Source organism: Mesorhizobium sp. RCAM 05099 (assembly GCF_059683685.1).
Genome location: NZ_CM185035.1, coordinates 2,213,835 through 2,235,939, shown reverse-complemented (window position 1 = coordinate 2,235,939; position 22,105 = coordinate 2,213,835). Strand labels below are relative to the sequence as shown.

The following is a 22,105-nucleotide window of genomic DNA, read 5'->3' as shown; positions in this document are numbered from 1 at the left end:
CGGCGGAAGGCCGCCTCTCCTGGCTTTGGCGCAAGCCGGCACTTTCCTCCGATATGCCGCGCCGTGCAACTGCCATCGACCTTCGCCACAGCCCTGCCGGTTTCCACACCAGGCTTCTTAACCATGAACGTTGGATCGCCGGCCCGGATGGCCGAATCGCTGGCCAGGCGTGGCTGCCGCAAGGGCTTTTTAACGGCTGCCCACTAGCCCTTTGCCGGCGGATGCAAGGGGCGATGCGATGAGCATATTGGCGACGATCAGGGACCATAGCGGCCGGATCTACCGTGGCATCCAGTCCTTGCTTCTGATCAGTATCGGCGCCGCGTTGCTTGGCGCTGTCGAGATGTCGGAAAATCTGTCTTCCGGCAGCGCCTTCATGGTCTCGATTCTCGCCACCAGCCTGGCCTTGCTGGCACTGATGTACATGCGCAGCAGCGTCGTCCATAGCCTGAAATCCGCGGCCGCCGCCGAGGCCGAAAAGCATCATTTCCTGACCAGGGACGCGATGACGGGGGCGATGACCCGCCGCTATTTCCTCGAAGCGCTGGGCAACAGCCTGGGCACCATGCGCGATCGGCGCGATGCGGCCCTGCTGCTGATCGACCTCGACCATTTCAAGCAGCTCAACGACACGTTCGGGCATCAGTTCGGCGACCGCACCCTGGCGCATCTCGTCAAGACCGCCGAGCGCATCTTTGTCGGCGGTATGGTCGGTCGGCTCGGTGGCGACGAATTCGGCGTCATCATTCCGCACAGCGATCTCATCGCCATCAACAAGGATGTGCGGCAACTGCTAGACGCCATGCGGGCCGGCAAATCCCATGAAGGCAGGACCATTCCGCTCTCCATTTCCGTCGGCGTCGCGCTGGCGCCGACACATGCGTCGAACACGACGGAACTGATGCTGGTTGCCGACCTGGCGCTTTACGAAAGCAAGGCGGCGGGCCGTGGTCGCGTCACCGTGTTCGACGAGGAGATGCTGTCCGACAAGCGCTACCGCCGCCTGGTCGAGCGGGAATTGCGCGCCGCGGTCTATCTCGGCGAGCTCGAGCTGCACTACCAGCCGATCGTCAACCCGGACGGTTCCACCTATGGCTTCGAAGGGCTGATCCGCTGGCGCCATCCGGTGCGCGGCCTGATCTCGCCGGCCGAATTCATTCCGATCGCCGAGCGCTCGACGCTGATCGACATGCTCGGCGAATGGGTGTTCAAGCGGGCTTGCGCCGATATCGGTCATTTCCCCGGTCGCAGCATCTCGATCAACGTCTCCGGCGAACAGCTGAAGCGCGACGAGATCGTCACCATGTGCGACCGCGTGCTGAAGGAAACCGGCCGCTCCGCGACGCAATTCGTCATCGAGATCACCGAGACGGTAGCGACCGCCGCCACGCCCGAAATCCTGCGGCGCCTCGAAGCCTTGCGCGGTCTCGGCTTCCACATCGCGCTCGACGATTTCGGCACCGGCCATTGCGGCTTCAACTACCTGAAGACCTTGCCCATCGACTGCATCAAGATCGACCGTTCCTATATCCGCAGCCTCGCCCACGACCAGGTGGCGCAGATCTTCGTTTCGGCGCTCGCCCAGATCGCGCGCATCCAGGATGTCACCATCGTCGCCGAGGGCGTCGAGACGCAAGAAGAGTTCGCGCTCGCCAGGGCCGCCGGCTGCAATCGTTTCCAGGGCTATTTCTTCGACAGGCCGGCGCCACGCGACAAGGTCAGTCCCTTGCGCACAGCCAATACCGACCAGTTCGCACTGAGCGCCTGAGCCGCGTGGCGCAGCGCCGAAGTTCTATTTTTCTTGCCCTGCCGGCAAACAAGTGGGACGATGCCTTCAGGTGGAGGCAATCAAAAAGAACCCCGCCCGCGACGGTCGAACAGGCCGGCCGCCGCTCAGGACCGATTGACCCCGCCTGAACCATGAAATGCCAGTCGGTCCCTAGGGAAACGCCTGAGTGGAGGTCAGTCATGGGTACTCGCGCCGGAGGACGACGCACGGGACCGAAATGCATTGCCATAGTCGGTCCCTTCGCAAGCGGTAAGACGACACTTCTCGAAGCCATATTGGCCCGCACGGGCGCCATTCCCCGCCAGAACCCGGTTTCCTCGGGCAACACCGTTTCAGACCATTCGCCGGAGGCGCGCGCCCACGCCATGAGCGTCGAGGCGACCTTCGCCACCACCGAATTCATGGGCGAGCAGCTCACCTTCGTCGACTGTCCCGGCTCGATCGAATTCTCCTTCGAGGCCGAGCCGGTGCTGGCCGCATGCGACCTCGCGGTGGTCGTGGCCGAGGCCGACGAAAAGAAGATCCCAGCGCTACAACTGATCATGCGCAAGCTCGACGATCTCGGCGTGCCGCGCATCCTGTTCCTCAACAAGGTCGACAAGGCGATATCAGGCGTGCGCGACACGCTGAAGATGCTGCAGCCGGCAAGTGCGGTCCCCTTGCTGCTGCGCCAGATTCCGCTGCGCAAGGATGGCGTCGTCATCGGCTCGATCGATCTGGCGCTGGAGCGCGCCTACATCTATCGCGAATATGCCGAGAGCGAAATTGCGCAGATACCGGGCGACGACAAGGCGCGCGAGCTCGAAGCGCGCTTCTCCATGCTGGAAACCCTGGCCGACCATGACGACCAGCTGATGGAACAGCTGCTCGAAGAAATCGAGCCACCCAAGGATGCGATCTTCGACGACCTCGCCGCCGATCTGCGCGAAGGCGCGGTGACGCCGGTGCTGATCGGCACCGCCGAAAAGGGCAATGGTGTGCTGCGCCTCCTGAAGGCAATCCGCCACGACGCGCCCGACATCGAGGCGACCCGCAAGCGGCTCGGCGCACCAGATGGCTCCGCCACCGTGGTTCAGGTGATGAAGACCATCCACACACCGCATGGCGGCAAGCTGTCGGTGTCGCGCATCCTGTCCGGCCAGGTCGTCGACGGTTCCGAACTCTGGCTGCCTAACGGCGACACGGCGAAGGTCTCCGGCATCTACAAGATGCTCGGCAAGGACCAGTCCAAGCTCACCACCGCCAAGACTGGCGATACGGTGGCGCTCGGCAAGCTGGACGAGGTCAAGACCGGCCAGACACTGTCCTCGGCCAAGGGCGGCACCAAACAGCTGTTCAATGTCGAGCCGCCGCAACCGGTCTTCGCCTTCGCGCTGCGCCCCAAGGAGCGCAAGGATGAGGTGAAGATGTCTGCCGCCATCCAACGGCTGGCAGAGGAAGACCCTTCGCTCAGTCTGCGCCACAACCAGGACTCGGCCGAGACCGTGCTGTCGGGCCATGGCGAGATGCATCTGCGTGTCGTGCGCGAGCGGCTGGAAGGCAAGAACCAGATTCCGGTCGAAGGCCACGCCCCGGCGGTGCCCTACCGCGAGACGATCCGCAAAACGGCACAGCAGCGTGGGCGCCACAAGAAGCAGTCCGGCGGCCATGGCCAATTCGGCGATGTGGTGATCGAGATCAAACCGTTGCCGCGCGGCTCCGGCTTCCAGTTCACCGACACCATCACCGGCGGCGTCGTGCCGAAGACCTATATCCAGTCGGTCGAAACCGGCGTGCGCGATTATCTGAAGTCCGGTCCGCTCGGCTTCCCGGTGGTCGATGTCGCCGTCAACCTGTCGGATGGCTCCTATCACGCGGTCGATTCCTCCGACATGGCCTTCCAGATGGCGGCCAGGCTGGCGATGAAGGAAGGCATGGCCGCCTGCTCGCCGGTGCTTCTGGAACCGGTGATGAAGGTCGAGATCGTCACGCCATCCGACGCAACCTCGAAGATCATCGCGCTCATCCCGCAGCGGCGCGGCCAGATCCTTGGCTATGACGCGCGGCCCGACTGGCCCGGATGGGATGTCGTCGAGGCAACCATGCCGCAAGCCGAGATCGGCGACCTGATCATCGAATTGCGCTCGGCGACAGCGGGCGTCGCCAGTTACCGCGCCACCTTCGATCACATGGCGGAACTTACCGGTCGCCTCGCCGACGAGGCGATGAACGCAAGCGGCAAAGCTGCCTGACCCTGTCGCCACGCCGCGTGCCCCTCGAACTTCGGTTCGAGGGGCAACGCACGCCGCCCCAAAATGCGCGGCGACAACGAGATGCATGAAAACAACAGCTTGAGGCGAGTCGACTGGACCTGTTTCAGCGCGGCGTGCCTTAAATGAAAACGACGCCCAGCGGAAACCGGACGTCGTTTTATCGCGGACCGTTTTCTTGGGAGGTAAAAACGGCAGGTCCGCCGCACCTGGTGCCGCCAAGCTTCGGCGGAAGAATGGTTCGGACGCGGTAGCCGCCTGAGCCCGGGCCCGTCCGAGTGATGCCCCCATCTCCCGTCCGAACCACACCGCGTCCTATGGTGTGCATAGCACGCGACGAGCGCCCGCGACATGTTACCAGAGGTTACATGTCACTGTTACGTGGCAATTCTGTTGGACTTTTCAGCGGTGCCGACGGGACGCAGGCAACAAAAAAGCCGGATCAACGAAGATCCGGCTGAGTTTGATTGGAAGTGCCTGTTAAGGCTAACCTCCAGAGGGGAACACTCAAGGGCGCTAATGGGAGGAGAACGCGCCCCAGAGATGATCTATATATGTGCTCATCATGCCCAAGAAACAAGCATCTATTTTGCAACACACGCATGCAAAAAGATGCAGGCTGTGGTCTAACCCATATCTGGGGCCAATAGGACCAGCAAAAATCCCGAAACGGAGCGCTGGACAGGACGATCATCACTACAGAATCGCGAAACGCGACCGGTTTTTGCCCCAAAATGCCAAAACTTCGCAATGACGTGGAATCGGGCAGCAGGCGTTCATTTCTCAGGCAATCAGGGAGGAAGCCCCCAATGCGGACTTTTTCGGCGATCGCCGGCAGTGCGGCCTTCTTCATCGCGGCGCCCGGCGTGGTTGCCGGGCTGGTACCCTGGCTGTTGACCGATCGCTGGGGCCTGCCATGGTCGAAGCTGCCGGGCCTTGTCCCGATTGGCTGGCTGCTGATCGTCGCCGCCACAGCGGTGCTGCTCCACGCCTTCGCCCGCTTCGCGCTTGAGGGGCTGGGCACGCCCGCGCCGGTGGCGCCGACCGAGAAGCTGGTGATCGGCGGCATCTACCGCCATGTCCGCAACCCGATGTATGTCGCGGTGCTGTCGATCATCCTCGGCCAGGCGCTGCTGTTCGCGAGCTGGACGCTTGCCGCCTATGCAGCCATTGCGGCGGCGGCCATGATCACCTTCGTCAGGCTCTACGAGGAGCCGACGCTCGCCAGCCGCTATGGCGCCGAATACGAAACCTACCGCCGCGCCGTGCCCGGCTGGCTGCCCCGCCTGACGCCGTGGCGGGGGTGAGCCAAGGAGTGAGCAGCGCCCGCCCAGGGCATGTTGAGATTCAGATCATGCCGAGCCGAGAATGGTGGCTTCCGAGAACCGGAACGGAGCGTACTTAAAGTACGTGAGCACCGGAAGCGTAGGAGGCCGCCATTCGCAGGCCGGCCTCACCTGCGTATCGACATGCCTCAGAAGGACCAGCTTCTGGCCTTGGCAATGATGAAATCCCGGAACACATGCAGCTTGGCCTGGTTCTTCATCGCGTCGGGATAGGCGAAATAGGTGTCGAAGGACGGCACCTCGGTCTCCGGCAGCAACTGCACCAGGCCGGAATCCTTGTTGATCACATAGTCGGGCAGCATGGCGATGCCGGCTCCGCCCTGCACGGCACGCTTGATCGACAATATGTCGTTGATCTGCAGCGTCGGCACCCTTTGCCCGCCTTCGAAATCGCCGACCGTCTCCAGCCAGTTCAGCTCCGACAGATGCGACGGCACCGGCACGCCGAAAGTGACGATGCGATGGTTCTTCAGTTCGGCGACCGAAGCCGGCTTGCCGTACTTGGCCACATAGGAGGGGGCGGCGTAGAGGTGGAAATGCACGGTAAACAGGCGGCGCTGGATGAGGTCCGGCTGCTGCGGCTGGCGCAGCCGGATGGCGCAATCGGCCTGGCGCATGGTGAGGTCGAGTTCCTCATTGGCGAGGATCAGCTGCAGGCTGATTTCAGGGTAGAGTTCGATGAATTCCTGCACGCGCTCGGTCAGCCAGCCAGCACCCAGCCCGACCGTCGTCGTTACCCTGAGCACGCCCGAGGGGCGGTCCTTGGTCTCGGTCAGCCGCGACTTGATCGTCTCGAGCTTCATCAGCACGTCGTGCGCCGTGCGGAACAGCATTTCGCCCTGCTCGGTCAGCACCAGGCCCCGGGCATGGCGGTTGAACAGCGGAACGCCAACATCATGCTCGAGCGCGCTGACCTGCCGCGAGATCGCCGATTGCGACAAATGCAAAGTCTCGGCCGCATGGGTAAACGACCCCGCTTCCGCCGCTGCGTGAAACACGCGTAGCTTGTCCCAATCCAACGCCATGATACCCCTCGTTCTGCTTTTGGCGTCTGAATGAAAAATCAGGCTTTTACACGGCGTCTCTAAGCCGTTTTCTGAACCCTCTACTCCGCCGCTTCGCGGTGCACCTCGATGCCGGCCAGATACTTTTCCGCCTCGAGCGCGGCCATGCAGCCGAGTCCCGCCGCCGTCACCGCCTGGCGGTAGACATCGTCGGTGACGTCGCCGGCCGCGAACACGCCGGGCACGTCGGTGCGAGTCGAATCCGGAGCCGTCCACAGATAGCCGTTGGGCTTCTGCTTCAGCTTGCCGACGAACAGCTCGACCGCCGGCGCGTGGCCGATCGCCACGAACACGCCGTCGACCTTGAGATGCGTTTCGGCGCCGGTCGCCGCATGCTTGAGCTTCAGCCCTTCGACCGAGGGCGGCAGCGGCGCCTTGCCGGGGCGGCCGGTGATCTCGTCGACAACCGTGTCCCAGATGACGCGGACATTGTCCTTCTTCAGCAGCCGTTCGCGCAGGATGCGCTCGGCGCGGAAATCGCTGCGCCGATGGATGACCGTGACGCTCCTGGCGAGGTTCGACAAATACAGCGCTTCCTCCACCGCCGAATTGCCGCCGCCGATCACGGCGACATCCTTGCCGCGATAGAAGAAGCCGTCGCAGGTGGCGCAGGCCGAGACACCGAAGCCCATGAAGGTCTGCTCGGTCGGAATGCCCAGCCATTTGGCTTGCGCACCGGTGGCGATGATCAGTGCGTCGGCGGTGTAGGTGGTGCCGGAATCGCCCTTGGCGCGGAACGGCCGCACGTTGAGGTCGACCTCGGTGATGATGTCATTGATGATGTCGGTGCCGACATGCTCGGCCTGCTTCAACATCTGCTCCATCAGCCAGGGACCCTGAATGGGGTCGGCGAAACCGGGATAGTTCTCGACATCGGTGGTGATCATCAGCTGGCCGCCCTGCTGCAGGCCGGCGACCAGCATCGGCTTCAGCATGGCGCGCGCAGCGTAGACCGCCGCCGTATAGCCGGCCGGACCGGAACCGATGATGAGAACGGGCGCGTGCTTGGTGGTCATCTGGAAGCCTCTGCGGAGGGCTGCCGGCAATTGCGGCATGGAAAACTCGTCGATATCGCGCGTAATGTAAGTGCTGCCCACGACGCCAGCAAGGCAAGTTGGCGTTCGTCCCCGGAAAGCTTTGTCGCACCCTGTCCGCTGCTTTGATCCTCCGAAATATGCCGAGCCAGGGATGGAATGGACAGCGAAGTCGTTTAATTACAAAATCACGCAAGATTCTTGCGTGTTGCCCCTGACCTCTCGAGAACCCTCATGCCGCTCAAGGCCGACCTCGACGCCATCGACTGGAAGATCCTGCGCGAGCTCCAGGCCGATGGGCGCATGACCAATGTCGAACTGTCGAGCCGCGTCGGCATTTCGGCGCCGCCCTGCCTGCGCCGCGTCAAGCGACTGGAGGAAACCGGCATCATTCGCGGCTACCGGGCGCTGCTCAACGCGCCGGCGCTCGGCCTCGACGTGGTCGCCTTCTGCCTGGTCGGGCTGCATCATCAGTCCGATGCCGAGTTGCGCACCTTTGCCGAGCGCACGCGCGGCTGGCCGATCGTGCGCGACGCCTGGATGGTGTCGGGTGAATCCGATTTCCTGCTGCATTGCGTGGCAAGCGACCTCGGCGCCTTCCAGACGTTCGTCATCGAGGAACTGACTTCTACCCCGAATGTCGACACGGTGCGCACCGCGCTCACCATCCGCCGGGTCAAGGACGAAGGGCTGGTCTCATTCGAACGGCCTTGAGACCGGTCGAACGCCGGCGCGCGGGCCGGTGAATTCCGGCGTTTCGCCACACCGGCGCCGCGTTGGTATCCGACAGACGCTGATGTAGAAGGCTGGATGGCGCTGTCCGGCTTGCCGCCTGATTGGTTTCCTGAAGCAATTTCAGGAAAAGTGTGTAACGGTTTTCCGTCCGGAATTGCGTCGGAACAGGTGGCGCAAGCAGCGTGAATTCCGCGGACAATCCGCCATGGGAAGGGGACCATGACTCGATTTGCAAGCCCGGTCTCGGCGCTTATCATCTGCGTGAACGAGGCCGACATGATCGGCCCATGCCTGGAAAGCATCGACTTCTGCGCCGAGATCATCATCGTCGATTCCGGCTCGACGGACGGCACCATCGAATGCGTGCAGAGCTACATCGCCAAGGGCTACCCGATAAGGCTGCTGCACAATGACTGGCCGGGTTTTCCTCGTCAGAGGCAATTCGCGCTCGACCACGCCACCCAGCCCTGGTGTCTTTCGATCGATCCGGACGAGCGTGTCGACGACCGGCTGCGGCAGTCAATCATCACCGCGACGCGGACAGCGAGCGACAGCACGGGCGGATGGTACATCCGCCGCCGCGATTGGCTGAAGGGTTACGGCTACGCGCATCGCTGGGTGCTGCACAACAGGCTGCTGCGACTTTTTCGCCGCGAAGGCGCCACCATGGATCTCAACGCGCGGGTGCATGAATCCTTCGGCGTGCTGGGAGAAACCAGCACGATCGAGAGCGGTGTCTTGCTGCATCGCCGCGAAATATCGGTCGAGGAGGACCTTGCCCGCGCCAACGCCTACTCCAGCCTCAAGGTCGCGACGCTGGTCGACAGGGGCAAGAAACCGGGCCTTGTACGGCTGGTCTTGTCGCCGCTCGGCAACTTCCTGAAGTTCTATCTGGCCAAGCGCTACTTCCTGTGCGGCCGGCATGGTTTCATCTACTCGATGTCGGTGATGATTTATTCCTATGCCACCGAGGCCAAACTGTATGAAGCTTCGCAAGGCAACGATCCGGCTTGAGCCGTCAGGCCGGGTCCTGATCGGTTACTCCGGCGCCCGAACGAGCGTTTCGATGGCGGCAAGCAGGCCGCCGAGGTCGCTGCTGTCATGCAACGACCTGATGGCGAAGCCGGACTGAACCGCCGCCTCGCCGTCGACCAGCCAGCCTTGCGCAAGGCCGGCGCGCCGCCCTGCCTGCATGTCGGCCAGCTTGTCGCCGACGATCAGGGATCGCCGCAGATCGAGGTCGAGGCGCTTCGCCGCCTCGATCAGCATGCCCGGATTGGGCTTGCGCATCGGATGGTCGGCAAGGGCGAGCGGTCCAACGCCCGCCTCGTGGTAGGCACAGGCAAGCACCATGTCGACGAACACGCCCTGCTCGCGCAACAGTTCGAGCACGCGGCCGTTCACGTCGGCGAAGACACTCCAGCCGAAATAGCCGCGCGCAATGCCGGACTGGTTGGTCACCACGACGACCGGAATGCCGGCCCGGTTGGCGGCTGCGATCGCTGGCACGATATTGTCGCGCAGCACGATCTCGGCCGGATTGCTGGGGTAGTCGGTGTCGACGTTGATGGTGCCGTCGCGGTCGAGGAACAATGCTGGCAGGCGCCCCGGGAAAACCCGGTCGCCGATCCGCTCGACCCACACACCGGGCTCGGTCAGCGGGTGCGCCGTCCCGAATCTGTCAGCCATTGCTGAGGCGCGCTTCGACCACCTCGCACAGATGGTGATAGAGGCACAGATGCCCTTGCTGGATGATCGGCGTCGAGGTCGACGGCACGTTGAGCAGGATGTCGCACAGTGGCTTGAGCTTGCCGCCGGTGTCGCCGGTCAGTCCGATCACCGTCATGTCCATCATCCGCGCCTGTTCGGCGGCGGCCAGGATGCTCGGCGAATTGCCGCTGGTCGAGATCGCCAGCAACACCCCGCCCGCCGAGCCATGTGCCTCGACCTGGCGCGAAAACACGGTGTCGAAGCCATAGTCATTGCCCCAGGCGGTCAGCACCGAGGCATTGGCCGGCAGCGCGATGACATTGTAGGCCTTGCGCTCCTTGAGGAAGCGGCCGACCAGTTCGCCGGCGATGTGGATGGCATCGCTGGCCGAGCCGCCATTGCCACAGATCAGGAAGGCTTTCCCCGACGAAAGAGCCATCACGACGGCGCTCACCGCCCGCTCCATCTCGCTGGTCAGGTCGCGCTCGACCATGGCGTTGATGGCAGCCGCCGAGCGGACCAGATAATCGTTCAGTTCAGACATGAAAACCTCAGTTCGTGGTGCCGCCGGCGCGCAATTTGCCGATTGTGCCGGTGGTGCTCTTGCCGGCCACGAGATCGACCAGCACGACGCGCCCGCCGGCCTTCTGCACCACATCGGCGCCGACCACGGTGTCGATCGTATAGTCGGCGCCCTTGACCAGTATGTCGGGCAGAAGCGCCTCGATCAGTGCCAGCGGCGTGTCCTCCTCGAACACCACGACCGCATCGACCGACGCCAGGGCTGCAAGCACACAGGCGCGATCATGCTGGTCGTTGACCGGCCGCCCCGGCCCTTTGAGCCGTCGCACCGAGGCATCGCTGTTGAGGCCGAGCACCAGCCGGTCGCACTGGCTGCGCGCCGCGTGCAGCAGGCTGACATGGCCGGCATGCAGGATGTCGAAGCAGCCATTGGTGAAGCCGACGCTCAGGCCCTCTTCCTTCCACGCCGCCACCATGCGCGCGGCCGATGTGGCATCGAGGATGGCATCCTTGTGAGCGGTCGGTCCGTGCGAGCGGAACAGCGCGCCGGTGAGTTCCTCGACTGTCAGCCGCGCGGTGCCGCGTTTTCCCACCACGACGCCGCCGGCGGCATTGGCGATCGAGGCCGCGGCGACGGGATCGGCACCCGCCGCCAGCGCCAGCGCGAAGCTCGCGATCACCGTGTCGCCGGCGCCCGAGACATCGAACACTTCACGCGCCTGGGTGGCGATGTGGCGGGCTTCGGTTGGGCCGACCACGCTCATGCCCTTTTCGCTGCGTGTCGCGACGACGAAGTCGAAGCCGTGCGCCGAGATCAACTGGCGGGCCGCGGCCACGATCTCGTCGTCGGCAAACAGCGCATGGCCGACGGCCTCGCCGAGTTCCTTGCGATTGGGGGTGATGGCGGTTGCCCCTGCATAGCGCGCATAGTCGTGGCCTTTCGGATCGACCAGCACCGGCTTGCCCGCCGCTCGGCAGATGGCGATCAGTTCGCCGGCGACGCCGTCGAGCAGGATGCCCTTGCCGTAGTCGGACAGGATGACGATGTCGGCACGCGTGAGTGCATCCCGGAAATGCCGGATCAGACCTGCCCGCTCCGCTTCGCCGAGCGGCTTGATCTCCTCCTCGTCGAAACGCAGCACCTGCTGGTTGAGCGCGCTGAACCGGCTCTTCGACGACGTCATGCGGCCGCGCTCCTGCGCCAGGCCCGCCGTGTCGGCGCCAAGCTCGCCAAGCATCCGCATCAGGCTGTCGCCGGCCGTGTCGGTGCCGATCACCGACACCGGAATGGCATGCGCCCCAAGCGAGATGATGTTGGCCACGACATTGCCGGCGCCGCCCATGGCCGAGGTTTCGCCGCGCCCGTGCAGCACCGGGATCGGCGCTTCCGGTGAAATCCGCTCGATCACGCCATTGACGAAACGGTCGAGGATCAGGTCACCGACCACCAGGACGGTGACCTCGCCGAAGCGCGCAATGGCGCGGTGCAAGGGTTCGGGCGAAGGCGGATTGTGCTTGATCATGTCATCTGCAACGCGCTGGAAAACCCGTCTCTGGAATGTTTCGGGTCGGTTGGCGGGACCGGTCGTTTCATGGCGATGCCGATATACCGCAATTCAAGTCGGCGCAACGGCGGCTCGCCGCGTCAGCTCTTCTGCAAGGCGACGTGGACGCCGAGCCCGACCAGCACCGCGCCGCCGGCCCGCTGCATCAGGCGCTGTGCGCGGCTGGAACGCCGCAGCCGGCCGATCACGGCACCCGCCAGGAACACGCAGACGACATCCGCCGAGGAGAACATCAGATTGACGATGGTTCCGAGCACGACGAACTGCAGCCAGACCGGAAACGCCGCCGAGGCATCGATGAATTGCGGCAGGAATGCCATGAAGAAGATCGCGGTCTTGGGATTGAGCACCTCGACGGTAATGCTCTCGAAAAAGGCGCGGCGGGCCGATTTCCGCTCGATCGCGGGCAGCGTCGCATCGCCCTCCACGCGCTTGCGGAACAACGAGACGCCGAGCCAGATCAGATAGAGCGCGCCGACCAGCTTGACCGCCATGTAGAGCGGCGGCACGGCGTGGAACAGCACGGACAAGCCGGCGGCTGCCGCGAAGACATGCACATAGCCGCCGAGATGAATGCCGAGTGCCGCCGTCAGCCCGGACCAGCGGCCACGCGCCATCGTCTGCGCGGCGGCGTAGAGCATGGCCGGGCCGGGGATGTAGGCGAAGATCGCCGTGGTGGCGAAAAAAGCGATGAGCAGTTCGGTCGACGGCATTCTTTGTCCCTCACGATCGGCCGAGCCGGCAAGTCCCGACTGAGCGAAAGCTTTGCGGCGCCACTGTGGCGGTGGCTCCCGTGTTCGCGCCGGCTTTGTCGACAGCCCGGCTGGCGTCCCTTATAAGGACCGGAATCGCAAGCAGCCAGAGGCCTTCATGATCATCGTCACGGGCGGCGCCGGCATGATCGGCTCAAACATCGTCGCCGCGCTCAATGCCGAAGGCCATGACGACATCCTGGTCGTCGATGACCTCACCGACGGCCACAAGATCGCCAATCTCGCTGATCTCAGCATCACCGACTATCTCGACAAGGACGATTTCCTGGCCCGGTTCGAAACCGGCGAACTCGGCCGCATCGAGGCCGTCTTCCACCAGGGCGCCTGCTCGACCACCACCGAATGGAACGGCAAGTTCATGATGGAGGTGAATTACGCCTTCTCGAAGCGGCTGTTGCACGCCTGCCAGGCGTTGCGCGTACCCTTCCTCTACGCCTCCTCCGCTTCCGTCTATGGCGGCGGTTCCGAGTTTCGCGAGGACCCGGCGCTCGAGCGGCCGCTCAATGTCTACGCCTATTCCAAGAAGCTGTTCGACGACTATGTCAGGCGCACCGTCTTCGACACCGATCATTCGCAGGTCGCGGGCCTGCGCTACTTCAACGTCTATGGCCCGCGCGAGGCGCACAAGGGCGCCATGGCCTCGGTCGCCTTCCATCTGTTCAACCAGGTCCAGCGCGGCGAGAACCCGAAACTGTTCGGCGCCTATGATGGCTTCGGCCCGGGCGAGCAAAGCCGCGACTTCATCCATGTCGGCGATGTCGCCGACGTCAATCTGTGGCTGTGGAAACGCGGATCGAGCGGCATCTTCAACTGCGGCACCGGCCGCGCCCAGCCCTTCCGCGCCATCGCCGAGACGGTCATCGACACCCTCGGCAAAGGCGAGATCGAGTTCATCGAATTCCCCGACCACCTCAAGGGCAGCTACCAGAGCTTTACGCAAGCTGATATGTCCCGTTTGCGCGCGGCCGGTTACAATGGCCAATTTCGAACAGTGGAAACCGGCGTCAGAGACTATGTCGAATGGCTGAAAGCCCAACGATCCTCGTGATCGGCCCACGCTGGGTGGGCGACATGGTGATGGCGCAGTGCCTGTTCGCGGCGCTGAAAGAGCTTCATCCCAACGCCGCGATCGATGTGCTGGCGCCGGCCTGGGCCGCGCCGCTGGTCAAGCGCATGCCCGAAATACGCCAGCAGATCGACTTCCCGCTGAAACCCGGCGCGCTCGAATTCACCATTCGCCGCCGCTTCGGCCGCCTGCTGCGCGGCCGCTACGACATGGCCTATGTCCTGCCGGGAAGCTGGAAGTCGGCGCTGATCCCGTTCTTTGCCCGCATTCCGCGCCGTTTCGGCAATTTGCGCGAAATGCGCTACGGCCTGCTGACCGACATCGTGCCGCTGCCCGACAGCGTCAAACGACGCACCGCGCAGGCCTATTTCGGCCTCGCCCAGGGCGGCAGTTTCCGGGCGCCCAGGCTAACCGTTGATGCGAACAACCAGGCCGCCTTGCTCGACCGTTTCGGGCTGGCGCCGCGGAAATTCATGGCACTGATGCCTGGTGCCGAGTTCGGCCCGGCCAAGCGCTGGCCGAGCGAAAGCTATGCCGGCCTTGCCCGCGACTTCATGGGCAAGGGCTTCAAGGTCGCGCTGTTCGGCTCGAAAAACGACCGCGACGTGACGGCGGAGATCGCGGCCCTTGCCCCCGGCGTCGTCGACCTCGCCGGCCAGACGCGGCTGGAGGACGCCATCGACCTGATATCGGCGGCAAGGCTGGCGGTGTCCAACGACAGCGGGCTGATGCACGTCGCCGCCGCCGTTGGCACGCCGATCGTTGCCGTCTACGGCTCGACCTCGCCTGAAAACACGCCACCGTTGGCGGAGCAACGCGAACTGGTCTGGCTCGGCCTGTCCTGCTCCCCCTGCCACCAGAAGGTCTGCCCGCTCGGCCATCTCAACTGCCTGAAGACGCTTGAAGTCGGGCAGGTCGCGGCAGCGGCGGAACGCCTGCTGGAACTCCCGGCCGCGGCATGAAGGTCCTGATCGTCAAGACGTCGTCGATGGGCGATGTCATCCACACCTTTCCAGCCGTCGAGGATGCCCGCCTGAACCGGCCGGACGTGTCCTTCGACTGGTGTGTCGAAGAGGCATTCGCCGGCATTGTCGCCCTGCACCCGGCGATCGGCAGGATCCACACGGTCGCCATCAGGCGCTGGCGCAAGGCCCTGTTCAGCGGCGGTACCTGGCGGGAGGCGGCTTTGTTGCGCCGCACCTTGCGCGAATGCCGCTATGACCTGGTCATCGACGCGCAAGGCCTGCTGAAATCGGCGCTGGTGGCAAGACAAGCGGCCGCACCCATTGCCGGATTCGACAGGTCAAGCGCCCGTGAACCTTCGGCCGCCTTGTTCTACGACGTCGGCTACGCCGTGCCGCGCGGCCTGCACGCCATCGAACGCACGCGGCGGCTGTTCGGGCTGGCGCTCGGCTACCAGCCTGATCTGTCGATGCTGGACTCCGGCATTGTACCGCCGGCCGGCGACATCGCCGGCATCAGCGGAAGGACCGCTTTCCTGCTGCACGGCACCAGCCGCGAGGACAAGAAATGGCCGGCCGGCGACTGGATCGAAACCGCCCGCCTGCTGATTGAAAGGGGGATGACCCCGGTCACCACATGGTCGAACGAGCGTGAAAAGGCCGTGGCCGAAGCGATCGCGAAAGCCGTTCCACAGACGATTGTGGTGCCAAGATCAACGCTGGCTGACATCGCCGCGATCATCGGCCGCTCGGCGCTGGTGATCGGCGCCGACACGGGGTTGACCCACCTCGCCAGCGCCTTCGGCTTGCCGACGGTTGCGGTGTTCCTGGCGACCGAACCAGGTCTCACCGGCCCTCGCGGGCCATACGCCTCGACGCTTCTGGCCGCACCCGGTGAGCGTTTGACGCCAGTGGTAGTGATGGCGGAAGCGGAGAGGTTGCTGAAGTGCGAGGCGCTTGATCAGGCTGATGCCGGCAAGAATTGATTTATCAATCAATTCAATCGGAAAGGCCAGCGCCGCCCCTCATCTGCCTGCCGGCACCTTCTCCCCGTAAAGTGACGGGGAGAAGGTGGCTGAACGCAAAGTCGGCCCCTAGTTTGCAAAGCTGAAAATTGGCGAAATCATCGGTGAAGGCGTCCTTCTCCCCGTCATTGTACGGGGAGAAGTGCCCGGCAGGGCGATGAGGGGCGGCGCTATCCCTGGATTGGAATGGCGCAATTCAGGAACGAATCCTGCCCCTTGCAATCCTTAGATGAACTGCACCTGGACGATCTCATAGCCCCTGGCACCGCCAGGCGCATTGACCTCGATGGCATCGCCGACTTCCTTGCCGATGAGCGCCCGCGCGATCGGCGAGGAGATCGAGATGCGGCCTGACTTCACGTCTGCTTCCTGGTCGCCGACAATCCGGTAGGTCTTCTTTTCCTCGGTGTCCTCGTCGACGAGAACCACGGTGGCGCCGAACTTGATCTTGTCGCCGCTGAGCTTGCTGACGTCGATCACCTCGGCCCGCGCGATGAAGTCCTCGAGCTCGTTGACGCGGCCTTCATTGAGGCTCTGCGCCTCCTTGGCGGCATGGTATTCGGCATTTTCGGACAGGTCGCCATGCGAGCGCGCTTCGGAGATCGCCTCGATGATGCGCGGCCGCTCTTCCTGCTGGCGCCAACGCAGTTCTTCCTTCAATGACGCGAACCCCTCGCCTGTCATCGGGACCTTGTTCATGATGCCTGACCTTTCCTGCCGCCACCCCCGCGTTTCGGGGAAAGCCTTGTCGATGGGTACAAAAAGAAAACGGTCCGGCAGCCTCGGGCTAACGGAACCGTTTCACCGCAATTTTCCACAATATAGCAATCTTCGCGGGTTTTTCACGCCAAAAAATGAGTTTTGAAAAAATCGTCCGCTGCTTTCGCAAATGCCGTCACGGCGGATGCGAACCACGGATGGCCGGCAACAAAAATCCGGCCGCGAGCAATCGCGGCCGGATCGAGAGCACCGGGAGCCGAATCAGCTCCTCATGAAATGGTCGATCTGCTCAGCCAGCATGCCGTATTCGCGCGAACCCTTGCCGGTCCGCTTCTCGATCTCCGTCAACTGCTGCCGGGCGCCGGCGAGGTCGCCGATCTGCAGATGCGCTTCACCGAGATACTCGCGCACCAGCGTGTAGTTGGGATCGATCCGCAGCGCTTCCTCGTAATAGCCGAGGCCAACGGCAACGCGGCCGGAATGGCGGTGCGAATAGCCGAGATAGTTGAGGATGCGCGGATCCTGCTTGTTGGCGGCGAGGCTGAGCACGGCGATCGCCTCGTCATAGCGGCCGGCCATCGCCAGCGCATGTCCGGCATCATAGATGCTGTCGTCGTCCAGCATGCCTTCCTTGGGCGGCACGCATTTCTGCTTCTTCTTGTCCCAGACTTCCCCCTTTTTGCACTGGGTGGTGGTCTGGTCGCTGCCACTGCCGCTGCCGGCGGCGAATACGGGAACAGCAAGAAACTGCAGGGCGACAATCGCGCTCGCCGCCTGGATGAGCATTCTTTTATGCATCGAAGCCTCCTGGAAGGTGTGACAATGCAACACTAACGCGGGGTGGCTTGCGTTTCATCCCGAAAAAAATGCGACCGGGAGAACACGAGGTGACGGATGCTGCAAATTCGCTATCATCCGGCAAACGACCTGACGGAGAAGACCCGTGCAGCAACGGCTTGAAAAGGACTGGGAGCTTTCGATCGGCCCTGACACCGTGCGCCTGTTCATCCTCAAGGCCAAGGCGCTCAGCGCCGGCGTCAACGAAGACTACGCCGATGGTGCCGAACACGAGGTCGAGCTCGATGGCGAGGCACATGCCAACCATCACCATGACGGCCTTGCCGAGGAAAGTTCGGAAAACCTCACCGAGGAAGAGTTGCGCGAGCTGATCAACGACCTCAATGTCGATGAAGCAGCCGAGCTCGTCGCGCTCGCCTGGGTTGGTCGCGGCGACTACGACGCCTCCGAATGGACCGACGCCCTGGCAGCGGCGCGTGAGCGCGCCAACAAGCGCACGGCGAAATACCTGCTTGGCATGCCGCTGCTTGCCGACTGGCTGGAGGAAGGGCTGGAAGCGATCGGCGCGTAACGGCGCGGTTACCGTTCGTGATGGGGTGCAGGCAACCTCCGGGCGTTGGCGCCGTTGACGGCGATGGCGTCGCTTGTCTTTTCCCGAACATTCAGGATTGCACTGGTCGTGGCCGTCACGGCCCTGCTGGTCGTGCCGGCCGACGCCAGACATCGTCACAGGTATCACAAGCCACTGACACCGCGGGTGGAGCAGCCGCTGACAACGCGCGTCGACCAGCCCCTGAAACCACGGGGCCGGCACTCGCCGAAACCGCGGCGGAGCCAGCAGGTCACGCCGAACCAGATACAGCAGAAAACACAGGAACCGGTGGCATCGCCCGCCGCTATTCCCGTGCCCGAACCGCGCCCGACGGATGCTGCAAAGGCCAATTCATCAACGCAGGATGTGCAGAAGACGGACGTTCCCAAGACCGCCGGCGCGCCGGACCTGCCCAATGGAGAAAAGTCCGGTCAAAAAAAGCAGGCGCTTCCCGAACCGACGGCCGATAGCCAAGGTGAGCCAGGGCCGCCAGCCATCGCGCCGACGCCAACGCCGAAGCCGGCCATTGCCGAGCCTGAGGTTGCGCCGCCGGCCGTCGCCCCGCAGCCGCCACAAAAGCCGGCGGATGCGGGCGACAAGAAGATGCTCCCCGACCCGCGCTCGGCCGATCTGCCCGACGAGAAGATGCCGCAGGAGGAAATCGCCTGCCGGGAGCGGCTGAAGACGCTCGGCGTCGAGTTCGAGGAGCACAAGGCGGAAAGCAACCCTGAAATCGGCTGCTCGATCCCCTATCCCCTGGTGCTGAAGACACTCGGCAAGTCGATTGCCATCGCGCCCGGCACCGAGCTCAATTGCCCGATGGCCGAGGCGGCGGCGCGCTTTGCCGCTGATGTCATCCAACCGGCGGCAAAAGCCGAATTCGGTGCCGATCTGAAATCGATCGGCCAGGCATCGGCCTTTGTCTGCCGGCCGCGCAATGGCACCAGAAAACCGTCGGAGCATGCTTTTGGCAACGCGCTCGACATCGCCAGCTTCACGCTTTCGGATGGCAAGAAGATCGAAGTCGGTCCGGCACCGCCCGAGCAGGAAGGCAAATTCCTCAACGCCGTGCGCAAGGCTGCATGCGGTCCCTTCAAGACCGTGCTGGGGCCGGGCGCCGACGCCGATCATTCCCTGCATTTCCATCTCGATCTCGAGCCGCGCCGCCATGGCGGCACGTTCTGCCAGTGAACATGGTTGGCGCAAACCGCGTGCCGCATTTCTGCCGCAGGCGTGAACGCGGCCGCAGAGCTTTCCTTTACCCTTGATCGTTAAAATGCCGGACATCTGAACCATGATCCCGAAAAGCGGGAACCGGTTTTCGCAAAAGACCATGGTCAGGCAAAAGGCAGAACCTGATCGGGATCAGGTTCGGGGATAGGATTCCGCCAATGGCCGGCAAATTTCGCGCCGTGTTTTCCGCCGCCGCGCGCCAATCGAAACCTGCGGCGATGGTGGCCGCCGGCCTTGCGCTCGCGGCCGTTTCGGCCTGCAACACCGGCAGCGTGCTGTCGCTGCAGCCGGCCGTCGACGTCGGCTCCCAGACCGCTGCCGTGCCGCAATACACTGGCATGCAGAAGCTTGTTCCCTCCAATCCCTACATGACCCAGGCCGCCTATCCGCGCATGGATGAGCCGATGTCGCCGGTCGAGCAGATGCCGGCCAGCGAAATCGACTGTCGCCAGCAATTGAAGCGCCTCGACGTCGCCTACACCGACCTCGCGCCGATCCACGAAGGCCAGTGCGGCATCGACTTTCCCGTTAAGGTCTCCGCCATCGGCAACATCCAGATGAAGCCCGCAGCCACCTTGACCTGCGACATGGCCGCCACCTTCGCCGGCTGGACCAGGAACGAACTGGTTCCCTCGGCCCGCTGGCGCTATTTCTCCGGCGTCAGGACCATCCACCAGGGCTCCAGCTACTCCTGCCGCAACATCGCTGGCGAAGGCGTGCTGTCGGAGCACGGCAAGGGCAATGCGCTCGACGTCATGAGCATCGAACTCAACAATGGCGACGACATCGACGTGCGCAAGCCCGGCCTGTTTGCCTTCCGCACCCGTGGCTTCCTCAACAATGTGCGCGCCGACGGCTGCCAGTATTTCACCACGGTGCTTGGCCCCGGCTACAACTACGACCACCGCAACCATTTCCATTTCGACATCAAGAACCGCAAGAACGGTTATCGCGCCTGCAGGTAGGAAAGATCAGGCGTCACCAGTGGACGCGATGATTTGCCGTGCCACCAGATCCTGGATGCGCCAGAGATTCCTGTCGCGGATACCGCTTTCCTCCAGCTTGCTGACGGTCCGAAACAGATACTGCGCCGAGGAGCCCCAGTGTCCGGCGGCTCGCGCCAGCGTGTCCGCAACCTGCTCCAACGGCAACCGCCCGGCATAGGCGTTGCCGCCCGGCGCGGCGACGAAAGTCAAGGCACGTAGCGGCCCCTCCTTGGTCTTGACCTTGATCCAGCACGGCACGTTGGTTGGCGGGTTGGCATCGATCTCGCGGCGCATCAGCCGGCCGAGTTGCCCAAAATGGTCTTCCGCCGGCAGACGGTAAACGATGCCGTTGCAGCTGCCGCCGCGATCGAGCGCCAGCATCAGGGCCGGCAAATCGCGGGTTCCCCGCCAGCGTGTCAGCTTCAGGCAGAATGAGCGGTGCCATCCTGGCGCCGTAGCCGGGCGCTGCTCGACTGGCACGAATTCGGGATTCCAGATCAGTGAGCCATAGGCAAAGACCCACAGCGCTTCAGGCCGGTGTTCCGACAGGAGTTGCTCGACAAGGCTGTCGAACTCCGCGTCGGTATGTTCGGCTGTCCCAGGCTCGGGACCGGGATCCGGTTCGATACGCTCGACCCTCGCGACAAGATCGGCGGTCAAGGCCATCGATCTCAGGTCTGTCGGCTTCCGCTTCATTCCTGCCCCCATGCAAAAACGATGGCAGACGATAGACCGGCTGGACATCCCTGGCCATTGATTTCCAAGGCCGGTCAGGCAACAGATACCGCACGGATCGAGCCTCCTTCATGAGCCAACGAAGCCTTCGGCGACGCGTTACAATCTGGGTGGCGGCCTTGCTCACCGCCTATCTGGCGCTCGCCTATTTCGCCGTGCCGGAATTCTGGACATTCCAGGATCGCGGCTTTCGCAGCCAGCGCTTCGAGATGGTGACGCACACGCCGCAGGGCATTCCCGGCGACCCGATCAATGTCGGCCTTGTCGGCACCCAGAAGGAGGTCGTCCATGCCTTGGCCGTCGCCGGCTGGGACACCGCCGATGCCGTGACCTTGAAGACCGCGATCGATATCGGCGAAAGCGTGCTGTTCTCTCGCCCCTATCCCGACGCGCCGGTCAGCCGCCTGCTGTTCGAGGGCCGCGCCCAGGATCTCGCCTTCGAAAAGCCGGTCGGCGACAGCGCCGACCGGCGTCATCATGTCCGCTTCTGGCAGACCAGCGCGACCGGCGACGACGGCCGGCCGCTGTGGCTGGGCTCGGCCAGCTTCGATCGCGGCGTTGGGCTGAGCCACGACACCGGCGCCATCACCCATCACATCGGCCCCGACATCGACGCCGAACGCGATTTCCTGATGCACGACCTGGATGCCGCCGGCGAACTGATCTCGACCAGCGACATGGAAGGCATCGGCGCCACCAGGACCGGCCGCAACGGCGGCGGCGATCCCTATTTCACCGATGGCAAGGCCGTGGTCGGCGTGCTCAAACAGTAGCTTAGCCGTGCCGCGCATACTGCGACGTCAAGCGGTTGCAAAGGGGGTTCAGATGTTCGACGCGCAAAGCGTGGTGGATAGCTACTGCAAGGCATGGTTCGCCCCGGAGCCCGAAGAGCGCCAGCGGCTGCTGTTCGCCTCATTCGAAGCTGAAGGCACCTACATCGATCCGAAAGTGCACGTTTCCGGAGCCGAGGCGCTGCTCCGTCACATCGATCAGGTCGTGAAAACCCGTCCGGGCTTCTGGCTCGAACGGACGACCCTGGTCGATCTTCATCACGACTTCCTGCGTTTTGGCTGGGTGCAGAGAGGCGAAAATGGATTTCGCGGCGCCGACAGCATGGACATCTGCCGCATTTCCAAGGAGGGAAAGCTGTCGCTGGTCGTGGGCTTTTTCGGGCCCTTCAGAGCAATGCCAGACCCCTGAC

General features: G+C 63.7%; 22 protein-coding genes. 13 read left to right on the top strand and 9 right to left on the bottom strand.

The window, feature by feature from the left end:
• The first annotated feature begins 238 nt into the window (after nucleotides 1-238).
• The 3 genes from AC56QQ_RS10965 to AC56QQ_RS10955 all read left to right on the top strand — a co-directional run bounded on the left by AC56QQ_RS10965 (nucleotide 239) and on the right by AC56QQ_RS10955 (nucleotide 5,345).
• The gene (locus tag AC56QQ_RS10965) at nucleotides 239-1,768 is read left to right on the top strand and encodes a putative bifunctional diguanylate cyclase/phosphodiesterase (protein ID WP_497126998.1); all 1,530 of its coding nucleotides are present in this window, start codon (nucleotides 239-241) and stop codon (nucleotides 1,766-1,768) included.
• Between the two features lie 200 nt (nucleotides 1,769-1,968).
• Nucleotides 1,969-4,020 carry an elongation factor G gene (locus AC56QQ_RS10960; RefSeq protein ID WP_497126996.1) on the top strand — a complete coding sequence of 684 codons (2,052 nt, stop codon included), beginning with the start codon at nucleotides 1,969-1,971 and terminating at the stop codon, nucleotides 4,018-4,020.
• Nucleotides 4,021-4,847: 827 nt separating this feature from the next.
• Nucleotides 4,848-5,345, top strand: a complete 498-nt coding sequence (locus tag AC56QQ_RS10955) for a methyltransferase family protein (protein WP_497126994.1) — start codon at nucleotides 4,848-4,850, stop codon at nucleotides 5,343-5,345.
• Between the two features lie 167 nt (nucleotides 5,346-5,512).
• Here the strand turns inward: AC56QQ_RS10955 and AC56QQ_RS10950 are convergent, their stop codons facing one another.
• Together AC56QQ_RS10950 and trxB are read right to left on the bottom strand one after the other, a co-directional pair.
• Entirely contained in the window at nucleotides 5,513-6,409 is an 897-nt protein-coding gene (locus tag AC56QQ_RS10950; protein ID WP_256754373.1) for a LysR family transcriptional regulator, read from the bottom strand.
• Nucleotides 6,410-6,489: 80 nt separating this feature from the next.
• The gene (gene trxB / locus AC56QQ_RS10945) at nucleotides 6,490-7,464 is read right to left on the bottom strand and encodes a thioredoxin-disulfide reductase (RefSeq protein WP_497126992.1); all 975 of its coding nucleotides are present in this window, start codon (nucleotides 7,462-7,464) and stop codon (nucleotides 6,490-6,492) included.
• Between the two features lie 252 nt (nucleotides 7,465-7,716).
• Between trxB and AC56QQ_RS10940 the strand changes: the two genes are divergently transcribed.
• On the top strand, nucleotides 7,717-8,196 hold the full coding sequence (locus tag AC56QQ_RS10940; RefSeq protein WP_091579282.1) for an Lrp/AsnC family transcriptional regulator: 480 nt from the start codon (nucleotides 7,717-7,719) through the stop codon (nucleotides 8,194-8,196).
• 240 nt (nucleotides 8,197-8,436) lie between these two features.
• Nucleotides 8,437-9,231, top strand: a complete 795-nt coding sequence (locus AC56QQ_RS10935) for a glycosyltransferase family 2 protein (RefSeq protein ID WP_497126990.1) — start codon at nucleotides 8,437-8,439, stop codon at nucleotides 9,229-9,231.
• Nucleotides 9,232-9,255: 24 nt separating this feature from the next.
• Here the strand turns inward: AC56QQ_RS10935 and gmhB are convergent, their stop codons facing one another.
• The 4 genes from gmhB to AC56QQ_RS10915 form a co-directional block, all read right to left on the bottom strand.
• Complete coding sequence (gene gmhB, locus AC56QQ_RS10930; protein WP_497126988.1) at nucleotides 9,256-9,906, bottom strand: D-glycero-beta-D-manno-heptose 1,7-bisphosphate 7-phosphatase; 651 nt, start codon at nucleotides 9,904-9,906, stop codon at nucleotides 9,256-9,258.
• Nucleotides 9,899-10,471, bottom strand: coding sequence for a D-sedoheptulose-7-phosphate isomerase (locus tag AC56QQ_RS10925; protein ID WP_497126986.1), 573 nt, complete (start codon nucleotides 10,469-10,471; stop codon nucleotides 9,899-9,901). The genes gmhB and AC56QQ_RS10925 overlap by 8 nt, the downstream gene beginning before the upstream one ends.
• 7 nt (nucleotides 10,472-10,478) lie before the next feature.
• On the bottom strand, nucleotides 10,479-11,972 hold the full coding sequence (gene rfaE1 / locus AC56QQ_RS10920) for a D-glycero-beta-D-manno-heptose-7-phosphate kinase (RefSeq protein ID WP_497126984.1): 1,494 nt from the start codon (nucleotides 11,970-11,972) through the stop codon (nucleotides 10,479-10,481).
• A 122-nt stretch (nucleotides 11,973-12,094) separates the two neighbouring features.
• Nucleotides 12,095-12,727: a LysE family translocator gene (locus AC56QQ_RS10915; protein ID WP_497126982.1), complete on the bottom strand. Its 633-nt coding sequence runs from the start codon at nucleotides 12,725-12,727 to the stop codon at nucleotides 12,095-12,097.
• Nucleotides 12,728-12,884: 157 nt separating this feature from the next.
• Between AC56QQ_RS10915 and rfaD the strand changes: the two genes are divergently transcribed.
• Genes rfaD through waaC form a run of 3 tightly spaced genes read left to right on the top strand, consistent with a single transcriptional unit; the run spans nucleotide 12,885 to nucleotide 15,801 of the window.
• A complete protein-coding gene (gene rfaD / locus AC56QQ_RS10910; RefSeq protein WP_497126980.1) occupies nucleotides 12,885-13,835 on the top strand; it encodes an ADP-glyceromanno-heptose 6-epimerase in 951 nt (316 codons plus the stop codon).
• The gene (gene waaF, locus AC56QQ_RS10905; RefSeq protein WP_497126978.1) at nucleotides 13,808-14,815 is read left to right on the top strand and encodes a lipopolysaccharide heptosyltransferase II; all 1,008 of its coding nucleotides are present in this window, start codon (nucleotides 13,808-13,810) and stop codon (nucleotides 14,813-14,815) included. Before rfaD ends, waaF begins: the two co-directional genes overlap by 28 nt.
• A complete protein-coding gene (gene waaC, locus AC56QQ_RS10900) occupies nucleotides 14,812-15,801 on the top strand; it encodes a lipopolysaccharide heptosyltransferase I (protein WP_497126976.1) in 990 nt (329 codons plus the stop codon). The genes waaF and waaC overlap by 4 nt, the downstream gene beginning before the upstream one ends.
• A 264-nt stretch (nucleotides 15,802-16,065) precedes the next feature.
• Here the strand turns inward: waaC and greA are convergent, their stop codons facing one another.
• Nucleotides 16,066-16,539 carry a transcription elongation factor GreA gene (gene greA, locus AC56QQ_RS10895; protein ID WP_256754363.1) on the bottom strand — a complete coding sequence of 158 codons (474 nt, stop codon included), beginning with the start codon at nucleotides 16,537-16,539 and terminating at the stop codon, nucleotides 16,066-16,068.
• 282 nt (nucleotides 16,540-16,821) lie between these two features.
• The gene (locus AC56QQ_RS10890; RefSeq protein ID WP_497126974.1) at nucleotides 16,822-17,358 is read right to left on the bottom strand and encodes a tetratricopeptide repeat protein; all 537 of its coding nucleotides are present in this window, start codon (nucleotides 17,356-17,358) and stop codon (nucleotides 16,822-16,824) included.
• A 145-nt stretch (nucleotides 17,359-17,503) separates the two neighbouring features.
• On the opposite strand from AC56QQ_RS10890, the gene AC56QQ_RS10885 reads away from it, so the two are divergent.
• From AC56QQ_RS10885 to AC56QQ_RS10875, 3 genes are all read left to right on the top strand, one after another.
• Entirely contained in the window at nucleotides 17,504-17,929 is a 426-nt protein-coding gene (locus tag AC56QQ_RS10885) for a DUF3775 domain-containing protein (RefSeq protein ID WP_497103697.1), read from the top strand.
• A 186-nt stretch (nucleotides 17,930-18,115) separates the two neighbouring features.
• Nucleotides 18,116-19,141 carry an extensin-like domain-containing protein gene (locus tag AC56QQ_RS10880; protein ID WP_497128932.1) on the top strand — a complete coding sequence of 342 codons (1,026 nt, stop codon included), beginning with the start codon at nucleotides 18,116-18,118 and terminating at the stop codon, nucleotides 19,139-19,141.
• A gap of 200 nt (nucleotides 19,142-19,341) precedes the next feature.
• The gene (locus AC56QQ_RS10875) at nucleotides 19,342-20,148 is read left to right on the top strand and encodes an extensin-like domain-containing protein (RefSeq protein ID WP_489862762.1); all 807 of its coding nucleotides are present in this window, start codon (nucleotides 19,342-19,344) and stop codon (nucleotides 20,146-20,148) included.
• 6 nt (nucleotides 20,149-20,154) lie between these two features.
• On the opposite strand, the gene AC56QQ_RS10870 is transcribed toward AC56QQ_RS10875, so the two are convergent.
• The gene (locus tag AC56QQ_RS10870) at nucleotides 20,155-20,865 is read right to left on the bottom strand and encodes a gamma-glutamylcyclotransferase (RefSeq protein ID WP_497126972.1); all 711 of its coding nucleotides are present in this window, start codon (nucleotides 20,863-20,865) and stop codon (nucleotides 20,155-20,157) included.
• A 110-nt stretch (nucleotides 20,866-20,975) separates the two neighbouring features.
• On the opposite strand from AC56QQ_RS10870, the gene AC56QQ_RS10865 reads away from it, so the two are divergent.
• A complete protein-coding gene (locus tag AC56QQ_RS10865) occupies nucleotides 20,976-21,677 on the top strand; it encodes an LssY C-terminal domain-containing protein (RefSeq protein WP_497126970.1) in 702 nt (233 codons plus the stop codon).
• Nucleotides 21,678-21,729: 52 nt separating this feature from the next.
• Complete coding sequence (locus AC56QQ_RS10860; RefSeq protein WP_497126968.1) at nucleotides 21,730-22,104, top strand: hypothetical protein; 375 nt, start codon at nucleotides 21,730-21,732, stop codon at nucleotides 22,102-22,104.
• Nucleotide 22,105 lies beyond the last annotated feature (1 nt).

Excerpts from the sequence above, each read along its gene's own strand:
- AC56QQ_RS10870 (WP_497126972.1), bottom strand. The coding sequence starts at position 20,865 with ATGAAGCGGAAGCCGACAGACCTGAGATCGATGGCCTTGACCGCCGAT.
- AC56QQ_RS10860 (WP_497126968.1), top strand. The coding sequence starts at position 21,730 with ATGTTCGACGCGCAAAGCGTGGTGGATAGCTACTGCAAGGCATGGTTC.
- AC56QQ_RS10935 (WP_497126990.1), top strand. The coding sequence starts at position 8,437 with ATGACTCGATTTGCAAGCCCGGTCTCGGCGCTTATCATCTGCGTGAAC.
- rfaE1 (WP_497126984.1), bottom strand. The coding sequence starts at position 11,972 with ATGATCAAGCACAATCCGCCTTCGCCCGAACCCTTGCACCGCGCCATT.
- AC56QQ_RS10865 (WP_497126970.1), top strand. The coding sequence starts at position 20,976 with ATGAGCCAACGAAGCCTTCGGCGACGCGTTACAATCTGGGTGGCGGCC.
- greA (WP_256754363.1), bottom strand. The coding sequence starts at position 16,539 with ATGAACAAGGTCCCGATGACAGGCGAGGGGTTCGCGTCATTGAAGGAA.
- AC56QQ_RS10950 (WP_256754373.1), bottom strand. The coding sequence starts at position 6,409 with ATGGCGTTGGATTGGGACAAGCTACGCGTGTTTCACGCAGCGGCGGAA.
- gmhB (WP_497126988.1), bottom strand. The coding sequence starts at position 9,906 with ATGGCTGACAGATTCGGGACGGCGCACCCGCTGACCGAGCCCGGTGTG.
- AC56QQ_RS10890 (WP_497126974.1), bottom strand. The coding sequence starts at position 17,358 with ATGCATAAAAGAATGCTCATCCAGGCGGCGAGCGCGATTGTCGCCCTG.
- AC56QQ_RS10955 (WP_497126994.1), top strand. The coding sequence starts at position 4,848 with ATGCGGACTTTTTCGGCGATCGCCGGCAGTGCGGCCTTCTTCATCGCG.
- AC56QQ_RS10915 (WP_497126982.1), bottom strand. The coding sequence starts at position 12,727 with ATGCCGTCGACCGAACTGCTCATCGCTTTTTTCGCCACCACGGCGATC.
- AC56QQ_RS10925 (WP_497126986.1), bottom strand. The coding sequence starts at position 10,471 with ATGTCTGAACTGAACGATTATCTGGTCCGCTCGGCGGCTGCCATCAAC.
- waaF (WP_497126978.1), top strand. The coding sequence starts at position 13,808 with ATGGCTGAAAGCCCAACGATCCTCGTGATCGGCCCACGCTGGGTGGGC.
- trxB (WP_497126992.1), bottom strand. The coding sequence starts at position 7,464 with ATGACCACCAAGCACGCGCCCGTTCTCATCATCGGTTCCGGTCCGGCC.
- AC56QQ_RS10960 (WP_497126996.1), top strand. The coding sequence starts at position 1,969 with ATGGGTACTCGCGCCGGAGGACGACGCACGGGACCGAAATGCATTGCC.
- waaC (WP_497126976.1), top strand. The coding sequence starts at position 14,812 with ATGAAGGTCCTGATCGTCAAGACGTCGTCGATGGGCGATGTCATCCAC.
- rfaD (WP_497126980.1), top strand. The coding sequence starts at position 12,885 with ATGATCATCGTCACGGGCGGCGCCGGCATGATCGGCTCAAACATCGTC.
- AC56QQ_RS10875 (WP_489862762.1), top strand. The coding sequence starts at position 19,342 with ATGGCCGGCAAATTTCGCGCCGTGTTTTCCGCCGCCGCGCGCCAATCG.
- AC56QQ_RS10965 (WP_497126998.1), top strand. The coding sequence starts at position 239 with ATGAGCATATTGGCGACGATCAGGGACCATAGCGGCCGGATCTACCGT.
- AC56QQ_RS10940 (WP_091579282.1), top strand. The coding sequence starts at position 7,717 with ATGCCGCTCAAGGCCGACCTCGACGCCATCGACTGGAAGATCCTGCGC.